Annotated in this window: 11 protein-coding genes; 4 read left to right on the forward strand and 7 right to left on the reverse strand. The window is 72.3% G+C overall.

The window, feature by feature from the left end; genetic code table 11:
- Window positions 1-66: 66 nt before the first annotated feature.
- Window positions 67-2,508, forward strand: coding sequence for a right-handed parallel beta-helix repeat-containing protein (locus tag ABZ855_RS18080; RefSeq protein WP_360807848.1), 2,442 nt, complete (start codon window positions 67-69; stop codon window positions 2,506-2,508).
- Here the strand turns inward: ABZ855_RS18080 and ABZ855_RS18085 are convergent.
- Entirely contained in the window at window positions 2,478-4,730 is a 2,253-nt protein-coding gene (locus ABZ855_RS18085; RefSeq protein WP_360808063.1) for a hypothetical protein, read from the reverse strand. The genes ABZ855_RS18080 and ABZ855_RS18085 overlap by 31 nt on opposite strands.
- A gap of 514 nt (window positions 4,731-5,244) precedes the next feature.
- Here ABZ855_RS18085 and ABZ855_RS18090 point away from each other — a divergent pair.
- Window positions 5,245-6,063, forward strand: a complete 819-nt coding sequence (locus ABZ855_RS18090) for a DeoR/GlpR family DNA-binding transcription regulator (RefSeq protein WP_360807850.1) — start codon at window positions 5,245-5,247, stop codon at window positions 6,061-6,063.
- A gap of 78 nt (window positions 6,064-6,141) precedes the next feature.
- Here the strand turns inward: ABZ855_RS18090 and ABZ855_RS18095 are convergent, their stop codons facing one another.
- On the reverse strand, window positions 6,142-7,275 hold the full coding sequence (locus ABZ855_RS18095) for a PLP-dependent cysteine synthase family protein (RefSeq protein WP_360808065.1): 1,134 nt from the start codon (window positions 7,273-7,275) through the stop codon (window positions 6,142-6,144).
- Between the two features lie 342 nt (window positions 7,276-7,617).
- Between ABZ855_RS18095 and ABZ855_RS18100 the strand changes: the two genes are divergently transcribed.
- Window positions 7,618-7,941 carry a hypothetical protein gene (locus ABZ855_RS18100; protein WP_319202895.1) on the forward strand — a complete coding sequence of 108 codons (324 nt, stop codon included), beginning with the start codon at window positions 7,618-7,620 and terminating at the stop codon, window positions 7,939-7,941.
- Window positions 7,942-8,183: 242 nt separating this feature from the next.
- Window positions 8,184-8,759, forward strand: a complete 576-nt coding sequence (locus tag ABZ855_RS18105) for an ATP-binding protein (RefSeq protein WP_360807852.1) — start codon at window positions 8,184-8,186, stop codon at window positions 8,757-8,759.
- Between the two features lie 65 nt (window positions 8,760-8,824).
- Here the strand turns inward: ABZ855_RS18105 and ABZ855_RS18110 are convergent, their stop codons facing one another.
- The 5 genes from ABZ855_RS18110 to ABZ855_RS18130 form a co-directional block, all read right to left on the reverse strand.
- The gene (locus ABZ855_RS18110) at window positions 8,825-11,407 is read right to left on the reverse strand and encodes an FtsX-like permease family protein (RefSeq protein ID WP_360807854.1); all 2,583 of its coding nucleotides are present in this window, start codon (window positions 11,405-11,407) and stop codon (window positions 8,825-8,827) included.
- Window positions 11,404-12,174: an ABC transporter ATP-binding protein gene (locus ABZ855_RS18115; RefSeq protein WP_360807856.1), complete on the reverse strand. Its 771-nt coding sequence runs from the start codon at window positions 12,172-12,174 to the stop codon at window positions 11,404-11,406. The genes ABZ855_RS18110 and ABZ855_RS18115 overlap by 4 nt, the downstream gene beginning before the upstream one ends.
- The gene (locus ABZ855_RS18120) at window positions 12,171-12,491 is read right to left on the reverse strand and encodes an SHOCT domain-containing protein (protein WP_360807857.1); all 321 of its coding nucleotides are present in this window, start codon (window positions 12,489-12,491) and stop codon (window positions 12,171-12,173) included. Before ABZ855_RS18120 ends, ABZ855_RS18115 begins: the two co-directional genes overlap by 4 nt.
- A gap of 147 nt (window positions 12,492-12,638) precedes the next feature.
- Window positions 12,639-13,871 carry an ROK family protein gene (locus ABZ855_RS18125; RefSeq protein WP_360807859.1) on the reverse strand — a complete coding sequence of 411 codons (1,233 nt, stop codon included), beginning with the start codon at window positions 13,869-13,871 and terminating at the stop codon, window positions 12,639-12,641.
- A gap of 48 nt (window positions 13,872-13,919) precedes the next feature.
- Window positions 13,920-14,561, reverse strand: a complete 642-nt coding sequence (locus tag ABZ855_RS18130; RefSeq protein ID WP_360807861.1) for an alpha-ketoglutarate-dependent dioxygenase AlkB — start codon at window positions 14,559-14,561, stop codon at window positions 13,920-13,922.
- Window positions 14,562-14,610 lie beyond the last annotated feature (49 nt).

The raw sequence follows: 14,610 nt of genomic DNA on the forward strand, positions 1-14,610 counted from the left end.
CGGCCGACATCGTTCGGCACCTTCCGCGACTTACCGCGTTCCACGAGGTGGGGGCACAGCAGCGCCATGGCACAGGGCACGGTCCAGGTGACGCACACCGGCACATCGAGGTGGCGGCGCCGCACGGGTGAGTACGTATCGCTCGCCGCCGCCCTGGAGGCCGCGGCGGACGGCGACGTCCTCACCGTCGCCCCCGGGACCTACCGGGAGAACCTCGTCGTCGAACGGGCGGTGACGCTGCGCGGCCCGGAGGGCTCCCCCGGCTCGGTGCGCATCGCGCCCGTCGACGGTGTGCCGCTGACGGTGCGCGCCTCCGCGGTGGTCCAGGATCTGCATGTCGAGGGCCAGGACTCCACCTCGGCCGCCGTGCTCGTCGAGGAGGGCACACCGGAACTGCTCGATATGCGGATCGTCACCCGGTCCGCCGCCGGCATCGAGGTGCGCGGCGGCGCGCGCCCGACGGTGCGGCGCTGCACGGTCGACAACCCGGCGGGCGCCGGCATCGCCGTACTGGACGACGCGGGCGGGGTGTTCGAGGAGTGCGAGGTCGTCGCGGCCGGACAGGCGGGGGTGGCCGTGCGAGACGGCGGTCATCCGCGTCTGGAGCGCTGCCGGGTGCACCACGCCTCGGGCGTCGGTCTGTCGGTCTCGGGCGAGAACTCGGCGCTGGAAGCGGTCGGTTGCGAGGTCTACGAGGTCAAGGGCAGCGGCGTCCAGATCACCGGCCGGGCCACCGCCTTCCTCACCGACTGCGATGTGCACCGGACGTCCGCGGACGGCGTGACGCTCGACACTGACGCCGTGCTGACGCTCGCCGACTGCCGTATCCACGACATCCCGGAGAACGCGGTCGATCTGCGGTCCCGCTCGGTGCTCACGCTGACCCGTACGACGGTGCGTCAGTTCGGGCGCAACGGGCTGTCGGTGTGGGACCCGGGCACGCGGGTGGACGCCAACCAGTGCGAGATCTTCGACAGCACCGGCGACTACCCGGCGGTGTGGATCAGCGACGGGGCCACGGCGGTGCTCGAGTCCTGCCGGGTGCACGATGTGCCGGACGCGCTGTTCGTGCTCGACCGGGGCTCTCGCGCGGACGTCATCGACAGCGACCTCTCGCAGGTGCGCAACACGGCCGTGTCGGTCAGTGACGGCGCGACGGCGCAGCTCGACGACTGCAGGATCCGGGACGCGGCGACGGGAGCCTGGTTCCGTGACCACGGCAGCGGCGGCACGCTCAACGGCTGCACGGTGGTCGGCACCCAGACGGGCGTGATCGTCACGAAGGGCGCCGATCCCACCATCGAGCGCTGCACGGTCGACTCCCCCACCGAGGCGGGCTTCTATGTGTCCGCGGGCGGCCGGGGCAGCTTCCTGCACTGCCGGGTGACGGGCAGTGAGGGGTACGGCTTCCATGTCATAGACGGCTGCCGTGCGACGCTGACGAAGTGCCGTACGGAGCGGTGCGCTCGCGGCGGCTACGAGTTCGCCGACGGCGGCTCGGGCACGACTTCGGGCGGGGGTCCGGTCGTCGAGGACTGCACCAGCGACGAGAGCGCCGCGCTGCGGACGCCCCCGCTGCCGGACACGGCCGTACAGACGATGGCGGTCCAGTCCCCGGGGCTGCTGGGTTCGATTCCGGGCCAGCGCGCCACCGAGCCGGAGCCGGCGGCGGCCGCCCCGGACCCGGAGGTGGCCGCGCGGTCCTCGAAGGACGTCCTCGGTGAACTCGACACGCTGGTGGGCCTGGAGAGCGTCAAGCGCGAGGTGCGGGCCCTGACCGACATGATCGAGGTCGGCCGGCGCCGGCAGCAGGCGGGCCTCAAGGCGGCCTCGGCCCGACGCCATCTGGTGTTCACGGGCTCCCCCGGTACCGGCAAGACGACGGTCGCCCGGCTCTACGGCGAGATCCTGGCCGCGCTGGGCGTCCTGGAGAAGGGCCATCTCGTCGAGGTGTCCCGGGTGGACCTGGTCGGCGAGCACATCGGTTCCACGGCGATCCGCACCCAGGAGGCCTTCGACCGGGCGCGCGGCGGTGTGCTGTTCATCGACGAGGCGTACGCGCTGTCCCCTGAGGACTCCGGCCGTGACTTCGGCAAGGAGGCCATCGACACGCTGGTGAAGCTGATGGAGGACCACCGGGAGGCCGTGGTGGTGATCGTCGCGGGCTACACGGCCGAGATGGAGCGCTTCCTGTCGGTCAACCCCGGGGTCGCCTCCCGTTTCTCGCGGACCATCACCTTCGGTGACTACGGCGCCGAGGAACTGCTGCGGATCGTGGAGCAGCAGGCGGAGGAGCACGAGTACCGGCTCGGCCCCGGCTCCTCCGAGGCCCTGCTGAAGTATTTCGAGGAGATCCCCAAGGGGGCGACGTTCGGCAACGGCCGTACGGCGCGGCAGACGTTCGAGGCGATGGTCGAGCGGCACGCGGGCCGGGTCGCCCAGCACGCCGAGCCGAGCACGGACGACCTGACCCTCCTCTACCCGGAGGACCTGCCCGAGCTGCCCTGAGCCCCGTCCCCGGGCCGCGGCCCGGGGACCGCCTCGCGGGGCCGCAGCCGGGCCAGCAGCTCCTCGCGTTCCTCGGCGAAGGCCGGGTCGGCCTGGTAGTCGGAGTGGCCGAGGATCGGCGAGGGCAGCGGATGCTCCTTGTCGCGGCCGTGGGCGAGCGGGTCCTTGAGCGGCGCGCGGTCCACCTCGGGGCCGCAGTCGCCCGGCAGGTGGACGGGGCCGCCGATGGGGTCGGTGAGCCGGTACAGATTGCGCCAGCAGGCCACGTCGTGGTGCAGCGAGGTGAGCGCGGCGGGCCCGAAGTGGGCGGGGAACCAGCGCCCGTACAGGCGCTCCAGCGGTGAGCCGTAGGTCAGCAGCGCGACGCGCGCCCGCACGGACGGCTCCAGCTGCCAGGCGGCGGCTGCCGCGAGGACGCTGCCCTGGGAGTGGCCGGAGATGACCAGACGGCCGCCGGTGGCCTCGGTCCAGGTGGCCATCCGCCAGGTCAGGTCGGGCACGGCACGCTCGGCGTAGCAGGGCGGCGCGAAGGGGTGGGAGGCACGCGGCCAGAAGGTTCCGACGTCCCACAGGATGCCGATGGTGCGGCGCGCGGCCTGGTCCTTGTAGGCGCGCCGCCCCCAGGTGACGAACAGCAGGAAGCCGAATCCGATCAGCCAGGAGCCGAGGGCCTGGGCGGTCTCGGCGGCGCCCTGGACGAGCCCGTAGGAGGACTGTGAGGCCTCTCCCGGTGTGTCGTCGGTGAGCTGCGCTCCGGCGAGCGCGGTGGCGCCCAGGAGGAGTGTCGCGGCGGAGGTGATGCCGAGGATGCGTGGTGCCCGGTCGGTGAGGGCGGCCATCGCGCGCATGCTCGCGATCCGGCGGGTGCGCGCGGCGTCCATGGGCGCGCCGGAAGCGTCCGTGTAGTCCTGCTCCACGGCGGCCAGCTCGGCGCGGCGCAGGTGCAGGGTGCGCCGGGCCAGCCAGCCGATCAGGCCGAGGACGACCAGGATGACGGCCGGGATGACGGACGCCTGCCAGGTCAGCAGGACGGGCGGGCCCTCGATGGTGCCGCCGGTGCCGTCCAGCCAGTCGGCGACGCGCTGGGACACACCGCCGGACATCACACCGCCCAGCGCGCAGGCGAGCGTCGCCACGGCGGGCCCGGCCAGGCCGCGCATGGCGGCGCGCGGGTCGGGGTGGGCGCGGTACAGCAGGTGGGCGACGACGGCCAGGACGACGACGATGAGTCCCTGGAGGAGGGCGAGGATGCCAAAGGTCGTGTCGCCCGGAAGCCGCCCCGCCGATTCCCATCCGGGTCGGGACCAGCAGGCGTACACGGCCGTCAGGAGCAGCAGGGCGAGCGCGCCGCCCGGCAGGAGACGGACGAGGCGGGCGTCCAGCGCCTGGTCCAGGCGTCTCTCGCTGCGTCCCCGGCGGCACACCACCCACACCACGGCGACGGCACCGGCGGCCAGCGCCACGTACAGGAGCCCGGCGAGGGTCGCCAGGGTCGCCGATCCGCCGGGTTCGCGGTCGTGCCGGGCGGCGGCGGAGCCCAGGGCGGCGGCGACCGTCAGCAGGCCGGCCGCGGTGTGCGCGGCGCGCAGCCGGGCGACCAGTCGCCGTCCGTACCAGAACCCGGGCCGCCCCAGCGCGGTACGGATGTTCTCGTCGGCGGGCTCGGGGGCGTGGGCCGGAGGTCGCTGGGACTCGTAGGCCCGCCAGGTGCGGCGGGAGAGGAACCACAGCAGGCCGGTGAGGGCGGCGGGCACCACGGCGGCCAGGGCGAGGCGGCGGCCCGGCAGGCTCCACCAGCCGCCGCCCGACTCGGCCGGCGAGAGGAAACCGAGCCATGAGTGTGCCTGGGCACACGCGCGCGTGCCCGCGCACTGCCAGGCCGTGAGGTCGAGGGCGACCTCGCAGGCGGCGGCGACCAGCAGGACGGTCAGGGTCAGCCCGGCGAGACGCACCAGGAGGCCGTAGAGACGGACCGTGCGCGGGCGGTTGCGGGCGGTGGGGCGCATCCAGTGGGCGAGGTTGACCACCATGAACGGCAGCAGCAACAGCCACAGGGCTCGGGTGCCGTTGCCGGAGGTGAGGTTGCACCAGACGTACGCCTCGCGCACCGGTGCGCCGCTCGGGTCGGCGGGCCGGTCCTCCGCGTCGGCGTCGTCCGCGCGGCGGAAGACGGCCGCCGTGTCGTCGCCGCTGATGCGGACGGTCCGCGGATCGTTGAGCATCTTGTCGGGTGTGGCGCCGCCCACCCCGTGGACGAGTAATTCCAGGGCGATGCCGTTGGTCGCCTCGGTTCCTTCGGGCGGCTCGGCCACGCCGGTCGCCCCGGTCTTCGAGAATCGTTCCTGTGCAGGTTCCACTGTGCGCACTTCCCCCGTTGCTGGTGCTTCCCCCGTGCCGCGCCGACGGCCCGTGTCCTGTGGTGGACGATGCCGGGCGGGACTGGAGGATCTCCGCCCGGGGGGCTTCGTACACCTCTCGTCACGGAATCTCCCCGATCCGTGTGACGAGCGGGAAGCCCGTGTTGCCAGGGTGACATGTTCGCGTCGTCACGGGCAGTGGCGCGACGAGTGGTGGCCCATGCGAGTATGGGACGTCCGCCGGGCCGGTAGCAGGAGGAAAGTCCTTGTCGGAGCGGGTTCGCAGCAGGTTCGCAGCGGGTGTGCGGGACGTGTCGGAGTTGGTGGGGGCGAGTGGACCGGCAGGCCCGGAGGAACCCCGGAAGGACGTGGAGCGGTCGTGAATGACAACCAGAACCTCCTCGCGGAGCAGCGCCGCGCCCTGATCCTCGACGAGGTACGGCGTCGCGGGGGCGTGCGCGTCAACGAGCTGACCCGCAAGCTCGGCGTGTCGGACATGACGGTCCGCCGGGACCTCGACGCGCTGGCCCGCCAGGGCGTCCTGGAGAAGGTCCACGGCGGCGCGGTTCCGGTGGTCGAGGCGAGCACGCACGAGCCGGGGTTCGAGGCCAAGTCCGGCCTGGAGCTGACGGCCAAGGAGGACATCGCTCGGGCCGCGGCGGAGCTGGTCTCGGCGGGCTCGGCGATCGCACTGTCGGGCGGCACGACGACGTACGCGCTGGCGCACCAGCTCCTTGACGTGCCGGATCTGACCGTCGTGACCAACTCGGTGCGCGTGGCCGATGTCTTCCACACCGCACAGCGCGTGTCGGGGCAGCGGCAGGGGGCGGCGACGGTGGTGCTGACCGGTGGGGTGCGGACGCCGTCCGACTCGCTGGTGGGGCCGGTGGCCGATCAGGCGATCGCCTCGCTCCACTTCGATCTGCTGTTCCTCGGGGTGCATGGGATATCGGTCGAGGCGGGGCTTTCGACGCCGAACCTGGCGGAGGCGGAGACGAATCGGCGGCTTGTGCAGTCCGCTCGGCGCGTTGTCGTGGTTGCCGACCACACCAAGTGGGGGACGGTGGGGCTCAGTTCGTTCGCGGCGTTGGAGCAGGTGGATACGTTGGTGACGGACTCGGGGTTGGTGGCGGAGGCTCGGGGTGAGGTGTCGGAGCATTTGCGGCGGCTTGTTGTCGCCGGGGAGGTCAGTGGTTGAGGGGCCTAAGGGGTTGCCTCGGTAGGTGGGTTGGCGGGTGCGGGTGCGTTGTGGCTTGTCGCGCAGTTCCCCGCGCCCCTAGGGGGAGTTGGTCCACATGCCCGATTCCAGAAAGCCTCTGATGGCGCTCAGGTATGGGGCGATGTCCAGCCCCTGGTCGGACAGCCAGGTGTCCGAGTAGTACTTGTCCAAGTAGCGGTCGCCCGGGTCGCACAGGAGGGTTACCACGCTGCCCTGTTGGTCGCTCGCGACCATCTCGGCGACGATCTTGAGGGCGCTCCACAGGCCCGTGCCCGTGGAGGCGCCCGCCTTGCGGCCGATGGCCCGTTCCAGGGCTCTCACCGCGGCGATGCTGGCCGCGTCCGGGACCTTCATCATGCGGTCCACCGCGCCGGGGACGAAGCTGGGTTCCATCCTGGGGCGGCCGATGCCCTCGATGCGGGAGCCGCAGTCGCAGGTGACGTCCGGATCGCCGGTGGTCCAGCCCTCGAAGAAACAGGAGTTCTCCGGGTCGGCGACACAGATGCGGGTGTCGCGCTGCGTGTAGTGGACGTAGCGGGCCAGGGTCGCCGAGGTGCCGCCGGTGCCGGCCGTGGCGACGATCCACGCGGGTTCCGGGAAACGTTCCAGTTCCAATTGGCGGAAGATGGATTCGGCGATGTTGTTGTTTCCGCGCCAGTCCGTGGCCCGTTCCGCGTAGGTGAACTGGTCCATGTAGTGGCCGCCCGTCTCCGCCGCGAGGGCTGCCGAGGCCTCGTACATCTTGCGGGGGTCGTCCACGAAGTGGCACTGGGCGCCGTGGAACTCGATGAGGCGGCACTTCTCCGCGCTGGTCGTGCGGGGCATCACCGCGATGAAGGGCACGCCGATCAGTTTCGCGAAGTACGCCTCCGAGACGGCGGTGGAGCCGCTGGACGCCTCGATCACCGGGCGCCCGGGACGGATCCAGCCATTGCACAGTCCGTAGAGGAAGAGCGAGCGGGCGAGGCGGTGCTTGAGGCTGCCGGTGGGGTGGGTCGACTCGTCCTTCAGATACAGGTCGATTCCCCATTTGTCGGGCAGCGGGAAGCGCAGCAGGTGGGTGTCGGCCGAGCGGTTGGCGTCGGCCTGGACCTTGCGGACGGCCTCTTTGAGCCAGGCGCGGTAGTCGGCATCGCTGCGGTCGACGTCGAGCGTGTCGACGGTTTCGGCGGTCCCGGTGGGGTCGGGGATGCTCACGTCAGGCTCCTTGTGGTGCGCTCGCCGACGGCTCCTCGGGCAGCCGGACACATCGATCATAGACACCTTTCACACGCCTCTCACCTGCATAAACACACCTTTGGGTGCCCCAAAGGCAGGCCTGGGGCGAGGGGGTGGGGACGGGGCTCGCGGGGGCCTCGAGCCACCGGGGCGCATCCCGGTGAGTGCTTCCGCCGGTTGCCCGAGAGCGCCGTACGCACTGGTGCTCCACGCCGGGGGCAGGCAGACTGCACGGCACGGGGGCGCACACTGGATCACGTACTGACGCGGGATCACCATGTATCCCGGCGGGGGCCGACTAGGGGGCGGAGCATCATGGCGGAGCCGGAGTTCACGGCCACGGGCGTACGGATCGGGAAGAGGCTGCGCTCCCTCACCCGGGCCGGGCAGGTCCGGATCAGCGGCGGCAGGCTGGAGCTGCTCACCAGTTACGGCAGCGAGATCGACAGCGCTCCCGTGCAGGCGGTGCGCGCGTCGAAGCCCTGGTTCGCGAACGACGACCGGGCGCTGGCGGACCTCAACGGCACGCGCTACCAGCTGACTCTGGGGGAACACGACCCGGCGCCGGGCCAGCCCGGGCCGCCGACGGCGCGCAGGTTCATCGAGGCCGTACGCAGGGCGGCGGGGCGCGGGCACTGAACAGGGCGGGGACCGCGAGGCCGCACCTCGCGCGGACACCGGGCGTGCCCGGCCGACCGGGCCGCGAGTTGCGGGTTTCCGCCCCCTGAGCCACGCTTGTCACACATCACTCTGGGTTTACCGGCGATAACGCTGCGAACCAGCCCGCCGGCCACCGACAGCAGGCGGCCATTGCACGCAGGCACTCTGCTGGATCCGATCTCGTGTCTTCTTCCGGACCTCAATTCGGGGAGTCGCAAGCCGTGATCAGTCACCCAAGCAGGCACTGCACGGTGGAGCTCCAAGCCCTGCCGTCGCGGATCGGCCAGGTCCGCAGAATCGTCTCTGCACAATTGCGCTACTGGCATCTGGATCCCTTGATAGACCGGGCCTCGCTCGGTGTGACCGAACTGCTGACCAACGTCCACCGGCATGCCCAGCCCGACAAGCTGTGCACCGTGGAGATCGAGGTGCTGCTCGACCGGCTCACGGTCTCGGTGCACGACCACGACCCTCGCATCCCCGAACTGCGGGACGCGGATCCCACCGCGACCTGCGGACGGGGTCTGGCGATGGTCGCCGCGGTAAGCGAGAGCTGGGGAGTGCGGCCGGACGGCGAGTCGGGCAAGGTCGTGTGGTTCACGCTGCCGACGGTCACGCCGGCGGTGACGGCCCCGGAGACCAGGCCCACGGCCGCCGCGCCCGTACGTCAGCCGTTCGAGGAGCAGTTGTGCGACGGTGCCGGGTTCGACGAGCCGCCGTACGACAAGGGACATACGCCGGGGGTTCACCGGCGCAGGCCGGAACACGCTCCCGCCCGGTCGGCCGTTGCCGGCTGACCGGGCGGTGACCAGCGGAGTCCCGCCTCCCTCCTCCCTCCTCCCTCCGTGGCCGCGGTCGTACGTCATTCGGTGGCGACGGCCCGCAGTACGTCCAGGCGGGCCGCCCGCCGGGCCGGGCGCAGGCCCGCGAGGGCGCCGGCCGCGATGCCCACCAGGGCGACGATCACGAGCTGGGTGGGCGGCAGCGCGAAGGCGAAGTCACTGTCGCTCGTGCCGTCCGAGGCCTTCACCAGCACCCAGCCGAGGAAGCCGCCGAGGGCCAGCCCGCCCATCGTGCCGAAGGCGGCGACGAGGACCGACTCCCAGCGGACCATGGCGCGCAGTTGGGCCCGGGTCTGGCCGACGGCCCTCAACAGGCCGAGTTCGCGGGTGCGTTCGTGGATGGCGAGGGTGAGCGTGTTGGCGATGCCGAGCAGGGCGATGAGCACCGCGAGGGCGAGCAGGGCGTAGACGAGGGTGAGCATCATGTCGATGCCTCCGGCCGACGACTGGGCGAACTCGTCACGGGTCTGCACCTCGGGGTCGCCGTACCGTGCGGCGACCTGTTCCACGGCGGCCTTGCCCGCGTCGGTGCCGACGCCGTCCTTGAAGGAGACGGCGATCAACGTGTCGGAGTCCTGGATGCGGTGCGGCGCCCAGGCCGTGCGGGTGATGACGTAGTCACCGGCGAGTTCCGAGCGGCCGTAGACCGCGCGGACGGTGAAGTTGTCCTTCTCACCGTCGGTGAAGGTGAGTCGGGTGGTGTCGCCGGGTTTCAGACCCTGCCGGTCCGCCTCCGCCTCGGTGACGGCGATTCCGTCGGTGCCGAGGTTGTCGAGTGAGCCGCGGATGTGGCCGAGGTCGAAGAGCCGGGCGAGGGCGGCGGGGTCGGTGACGGTCAACGCCCTTCCCCTGCCGTCGACTTCGGCGACACCCCGGCCGAGTCCCACGGCGTCCGCCACCTCGGGGCGCTGGGCGACGGCGGGCGCGAGGCGGGGGCTGAGTCCGCTGCCGCCGGCGCCGAACGACGGGGTGCTCACAGCCACTTCACCCGCGAAGGACCGCGACACGGTCTGGTCCATGGTGGCCTTCAGCGAGGCGCCGAACACCGTGAACAGCGAGACGACGGCCACGCCGATCATCAGGGCGCTCGCGGTCGCGGCGGTCCGCTTTGGGCTGCGCAGGGCGTTGCGCCGGGCGAGCCGTCCGGTGACTCCGCGCAACCTGTCGAGGGGGCCGCCGAGCACACGTACGGCCGTGGTGGACGCGACCGGGCCCAGCACCACGAAGGCCGCGAGGGCCAGGACGGCGCCAAGTCCCGCCAGCCACAGGGACGGTGAGAGCAGGACGCCGGTCAGGGTCAGCGCGAGCGCGAGGGCGCCGAGACCCGCGCCGATGACCGCCCGGACCGGTGAGGCGCCCGACTGGTCGACCGCCGTCTCGCGGAGCGCGGCCAGGGGCGCGGTGCGTCCGGCGCGTACGGCGGGCAGCAGGGCGGAGCCCAGACAGACCACGGTGCCGACTGCGAGGGGCAGCAGCATGGACAGCAGGCTGATCATCAAGTCGCCCCCGGGGAAAGGGAATCCGATGGCCGGGAACAGCGCCTGGAGGCCCGCGGCGACGCCGATGCCACCGGCGAGGCCCGCGATCGACGCCGTCACGCCTACCGCGCTCGCCTCCATGAGGGTGGCCGCGCCGATCTGTCGGCGGGAGGCGCCGAGGGCCCGCAACAGGGCGTTCTCGCGGGTGCGTTGGGCGATGACGATCGCGAAGGTGTTGTGGATGGAGAAGGTCGCGACCAGGATCGCCACGCCCGAGAATACGAGAAGGAAGAGGGTGAAGACGGTCAGGAACCGGCTGGAGATCATCTCCGTGTTCTCCTCGGCCGACTGCCGGCCGGTGATGGCCTCAGCTCCCTTGGGCAGTACGGAAGTCAGCCGGTCGACCAGCTGCTGCTGACCGATCCCCGGGCCCGCCCGCACCAGGATGGTCGCTGCCTCGCCGGGCCTCGCGGTCAGGTACTTTTCGGCGTCGGCCCGGGTCATCCCGGTGAACGTCACCTGGGCCATGCCGTCCTCACCGGCGAAGGTCGCGAGGCCGACGATCGTGACCCTGACCGGGTCGGGCGTACGCAGGATCGTCGTGTCGCCGATGCTCAGGCCGCCCTTCTCGGCTGTCCCCCGGTTTACGACGACCTCGCCGGACTTCACCGGGGCTCGTCCTTCGGCGAGTCGGTACGGGTTCAGCTTGGGGTCGGTGATCCAGTTGCCGGCGACGGTGGGCGGGCCCTTTCCGCCGATGGGTTCGCCGTCCGCGCCGATGAGCTGGCCCGCGCCCTGGATGTCGGGCGCGGCGGCGGCGACCCCGGGGACCCGCTCGAGGGCGTTGACCAGTTCCGTCGGGACCGGCCGGCGTACGCCCTGGCTCTCGCCGGGGGTGGTGATGGCGTCGGCGCTGCGCACGACGGCGTCGGTGCCGCTGGTCGCCTCGCCGAACATGGTGTCGAAGCCGGCCCGCAGGGTGTCGCCCATGACGAGGGTCCCGGCCAGGAAGGCCACGCCGAGGAACACCGCCAGGAACGTACCGGCGAAGCGGCGTTTGTGGGCGCGCAGTGAGGACAGGCCGATGCGGAGAGTGGGGCGGAGGGCACGTGGAGAACTGTTCATGACGGCACCTCGAAGGCTTTCAGCCGGTCCAGGACCCGGTCGGCGGTCGGGGACTCCATGCGGTCCACCAGTCGGCCGTCGGCCAGGAAGAGGACCTGGTCGGCGTGGGCGGCGGCGACCGGATCGTGGGTGACCATGACGACCGTGCGGTCCATCTGTCGCACCGCGCGCCCGAGCAGGCCGAGGACCTCCTGGCCGGAGCGCGAGTCGAGGCTGCCGGTCGGCTCGTCGGCGAAGACGACATCGGGCCGGCCGGCGAACGCCCGTGCCACGGCGACACGTTGCTGCTGGCCGCCGGAGAGTTCGGCGGGCCGGTGGTGGAGCCGGTCGCGCAGTCCGACCACGTCGATGAGCGCGTCGACCCACGCCGGGTCGCCGTCCTCGCCCGCCAGGTCGGTCGGCAGGGTGATGTTCTCCCGGACGGTCAGTGTCGGTACCAGGTTGAACGCCTGGAAGACGAAGCCGATCCGGTCGCGGCGCAGGAGGGTCAGGCGCCGGTCGTCGAGCGCGCCCAGGTCGGTGTCGCCGATGAACGCGGTTCCGGAGGTGAGGGTGTCCAGGCCCGCCGCGCAGTGCATCAGGGTGGACTTGCCGGAACCGGAGGGCCCCATGATCGCGGTGAACCGGCCGGCCGGGAAGCCGACGCTCACCCCGTCGAGGGCGCGTACGGCGGTGTCTCCACCGCCGTACACCTTCACGGCGTCGACGACGTGTGCCGCCGTACGGGTCGTGGTGGCGGTGGTGGCGGTGGCGGTGGCGGTGGTCACAGCGCACCGCCCTTGCCCGGGCGGCCGCCCGTGGCACCGAACTGCTCGTCCAGGACGGAGAGGCGCCGCCAGTACTCGTCCTCGTCGATCTCGCCGGAGGCGAAGCGCCGGCCCAGTACGGCGAGCGGCGAGTCGCCGGAGAGCCGGCGGTCCTGGGCGTCGTGGCGGCCGTCCATGGCACTCCACGGGCCACGGCGTCCGCGCCATACCGTGCGGCGCAGGACGGTGACGACGCCGAGCACGACGGCCGCCCAGATCAGCGGGAAGAAGAGGATCCACGGCCCGGGGCCGCCGTTCCAGTTCGCGAGGGTCTGCATGTCGAGTCATCTCCCGGATCGGGTTTTTCGGTGATGACTCGAGGTTCGCGCGGGGTGGGGGTCCGGGTCGTCGTACGGCCGGGGGCAGTGCGCGTACCTCCCCGGGAGTACGCGGGAGCTTTCCGGCTGCTCCCCCGGGGTGGCTGACTACGTGAGCGCGCCGAGGGGGTCGTCGAGCACCGGCTGCCATGCCAACTCGGCTGCTCCGACAAGGCTGTTGTGGTCCAGGGTGCAGGCCAGGATGGGGACGCCACCGCTGCTGCGGCCCCACAGGCTGCGCTCGGCGACCACCGCGCGCAGCCGGTCCGGGTCGGCGTCGAGGAGGGTGCGGTGCAGGCCGCCGAGGATGATGCGATCCGGGTTGAGGATGTTCACCAGGCCCGCCAGGCCCAGGCCCAGGCGGTCGATCAGGGTCTCGACAGCCGTGCGGACCGCCGGGTCCGGTTGCCGGGCGCGGATCAGGTCGTTGGCCTGCTGGAGGAGGGACACCTCGGGGCCGGGGTCGCGGCCCGCCGCCGTGAGGAAGGCGAGCGGATCGGCCTCGACGTCCAGACAGCCCCGGCTGCCGCAGTGGCAGGGGCGCCCCTCGGGGTTGACGGTGAGGTGGCCGACCTCGAGCGCAAGACCCGAACTGCCGGTGTGCAGGCGCCCGTCGAGGACCAGCGCGCCGCCGACACCCCGGTGCCCGGTGGCCACGCACAGCAGGTCGCGGGCGCCGCGTCCGGCGCCGTGCCGGTGTTCGGCGAGCGCGGCGAGGTTGACGTCGTTGCCCGCGAAGGCGGGTCCCGCGATGCCCGCCGCTCGTACACGCTCGGCGAAGATCTCCCGTACCGGCGAGCCCGCCGGCCAGGCGAGGTGCAGGGGGTTCAGGGCCAGGCCCTCGGGCTCGGCGACAGCGGACGGTACGGCGAGACCGGCGCCCACGCATCGGCGTCCGGTGTCGCGCAGCAGTTCGGTACCGGCGTCGACGACCGAGCCGAGCACCTTCGCCGGGTCGGCGTCGACGGCCTCGCAGCCGGGCGCGGTGGCGACGATCCGTCCGCCAAGCCCGACCAGCGCGGCCCGGAACCCGTCGGCGTGCACCTGGGCGGCGAGGACGACCGGTCCGTCCTCGGCGACCTCGAGCCGGTGCGAGGGGCGCCCCTGTGATCCGGAGGCCGCGCCGGGCCGGGCGTCCACGGTGATCAGCCCCAGCGCCTCCAGTTCGGCGGCCACCGCGCCGGCCGTCGCCCGGGTGACCCCCAGCTCGGCGGTGAGCACGGCCCGGGTGGGCGCCCGGCCGGTGTGCACGAGCTCGAGGGCGGGCCCGAGCGCACCGCGCCCCCGGTCCAACCGCGTCCTTGAGGTCGTCGAGGTCGTCCCCTCAGCCTTGCCGCTCATGAGGGCGAGTCTCCCATGATCCGTACGAACGGTGACCGCGCCCTCGGCTCAGAACCCGCTGACCCGAAGGGTCACATTCAACCGGCCGGTCAGCCCCAGTTCGGGCGGCGCCGTGTCCTCGTACACCCGGGGCACTCCGTGGTATGCGAGCCGGGACGGGCCCCCGAACACGAACAGGTCGCCGCTGCGCAGCTCGACGTCCGTGTACGGCCGGGTCCGCGTCTCGGTGTTCCCGAAGCGGAAGAGACATGTGTCGCCGAGGCTCAGGGACACCACGGGCGCGTCCGACTTCTCGTCGCTGTCGCGGTGCATGCCCATACGGGCGTCGGCGTCGTAGAAGTTGATCAGCGCGATGTCGTAGTCGACGTCACCCTCGTACCCGGCCGTCCTGGTCGCCTCCCTGCCCAGTTCGCCGAGCCAGTCCGGGAACGGCTTCACGGGCGCGCCGTCGCCGTCGGCGACCGTGCGGGCGTAGGCGTACGGGTACCAGTGCCAGCCGAGACACACCTGGCGGGCGGTCATGGTGCCGCCGCCGGGCGTCCGGACCGTGCGCAGGCCGGCGGGTGGGCGTGCCCAGTCGCGGCAGGCGTCCAGCAGCTCGCGCTGACGCCCCGCGTCCAGCCAGTCCGGCACATGCACCGCGCCCGGCGCGATCTCCGTACGGTCCCTGGGGAACAGCTCGGCGTCCATGGTTCCCATCCTGCCCGACGGGATGTGAGCTGCGGCTCGGTAGGGTGGG

Origin of the sequence: Streptomyces sp. NPDC047042 (assembly GCF_040644035.1) — a bacterium.
Classification (GTDB): domain Bacteria; phylum Actinomycetota; class Actinomycetes; order Streptomycetales; family Streptomycetaceae; genus Streptomyces.

Excerpts from the sequence above, each read along its gene's own strand:
- ABZ855_RS18080 (WP_360807848.1), top strand. The coding sequence starts at position 67 with ATGGCACAGGGCACGGTCCAGGTGACGCACACCGGCACATCGAGGTGG.
- ABZ855_RS18085 (WP_360808063.1), bottom strand. The coding sequence starts at position 4,730 with ATGCTCAACGATCCGCGGACCGTCCGCATCAGCGGCGACGACACGGCG.
- ABZ855_RS18100 (WP_319202895.1), top strand. The coding sequence starts at position 7,618 with ATGGCGGAGCCGGAGTTCACGGCCACGGGCGTACGGATCGGGAAGAGG.
- ABZ855_RS18110 (WP_360807854.1), bottom strand. The coding sequence starts at position 11,407 with ATGAACAGTTCTCCACGTGCCCTCCGCCCCACTCTCCGCATCGGCCTG.
- ABZ855_RS18120 (WP_360807857.1), bottom strand. The coding sequence starts at position 12,491 with ATGCAGACCCTCGCGAACTGGAACGGCGGCCCCGGGCCGTGGATCCTC.
- ABZ855_RS18125 (WP_360807859.1), bottom strand. The coding sequence starts at position 13,871 with ATGAGCGGCAAGGCTGAGGGGACGACCTCGACGACCTCAAGGACGCGG.
- ABZ855_RS18130 (WP_360807861.1), bottom strand. The coding sequence starts at position 14,561 with ATGGACGCCGAGCTGTTCCCCAGGGACCGTACGGAGATCGCGCCGGGC.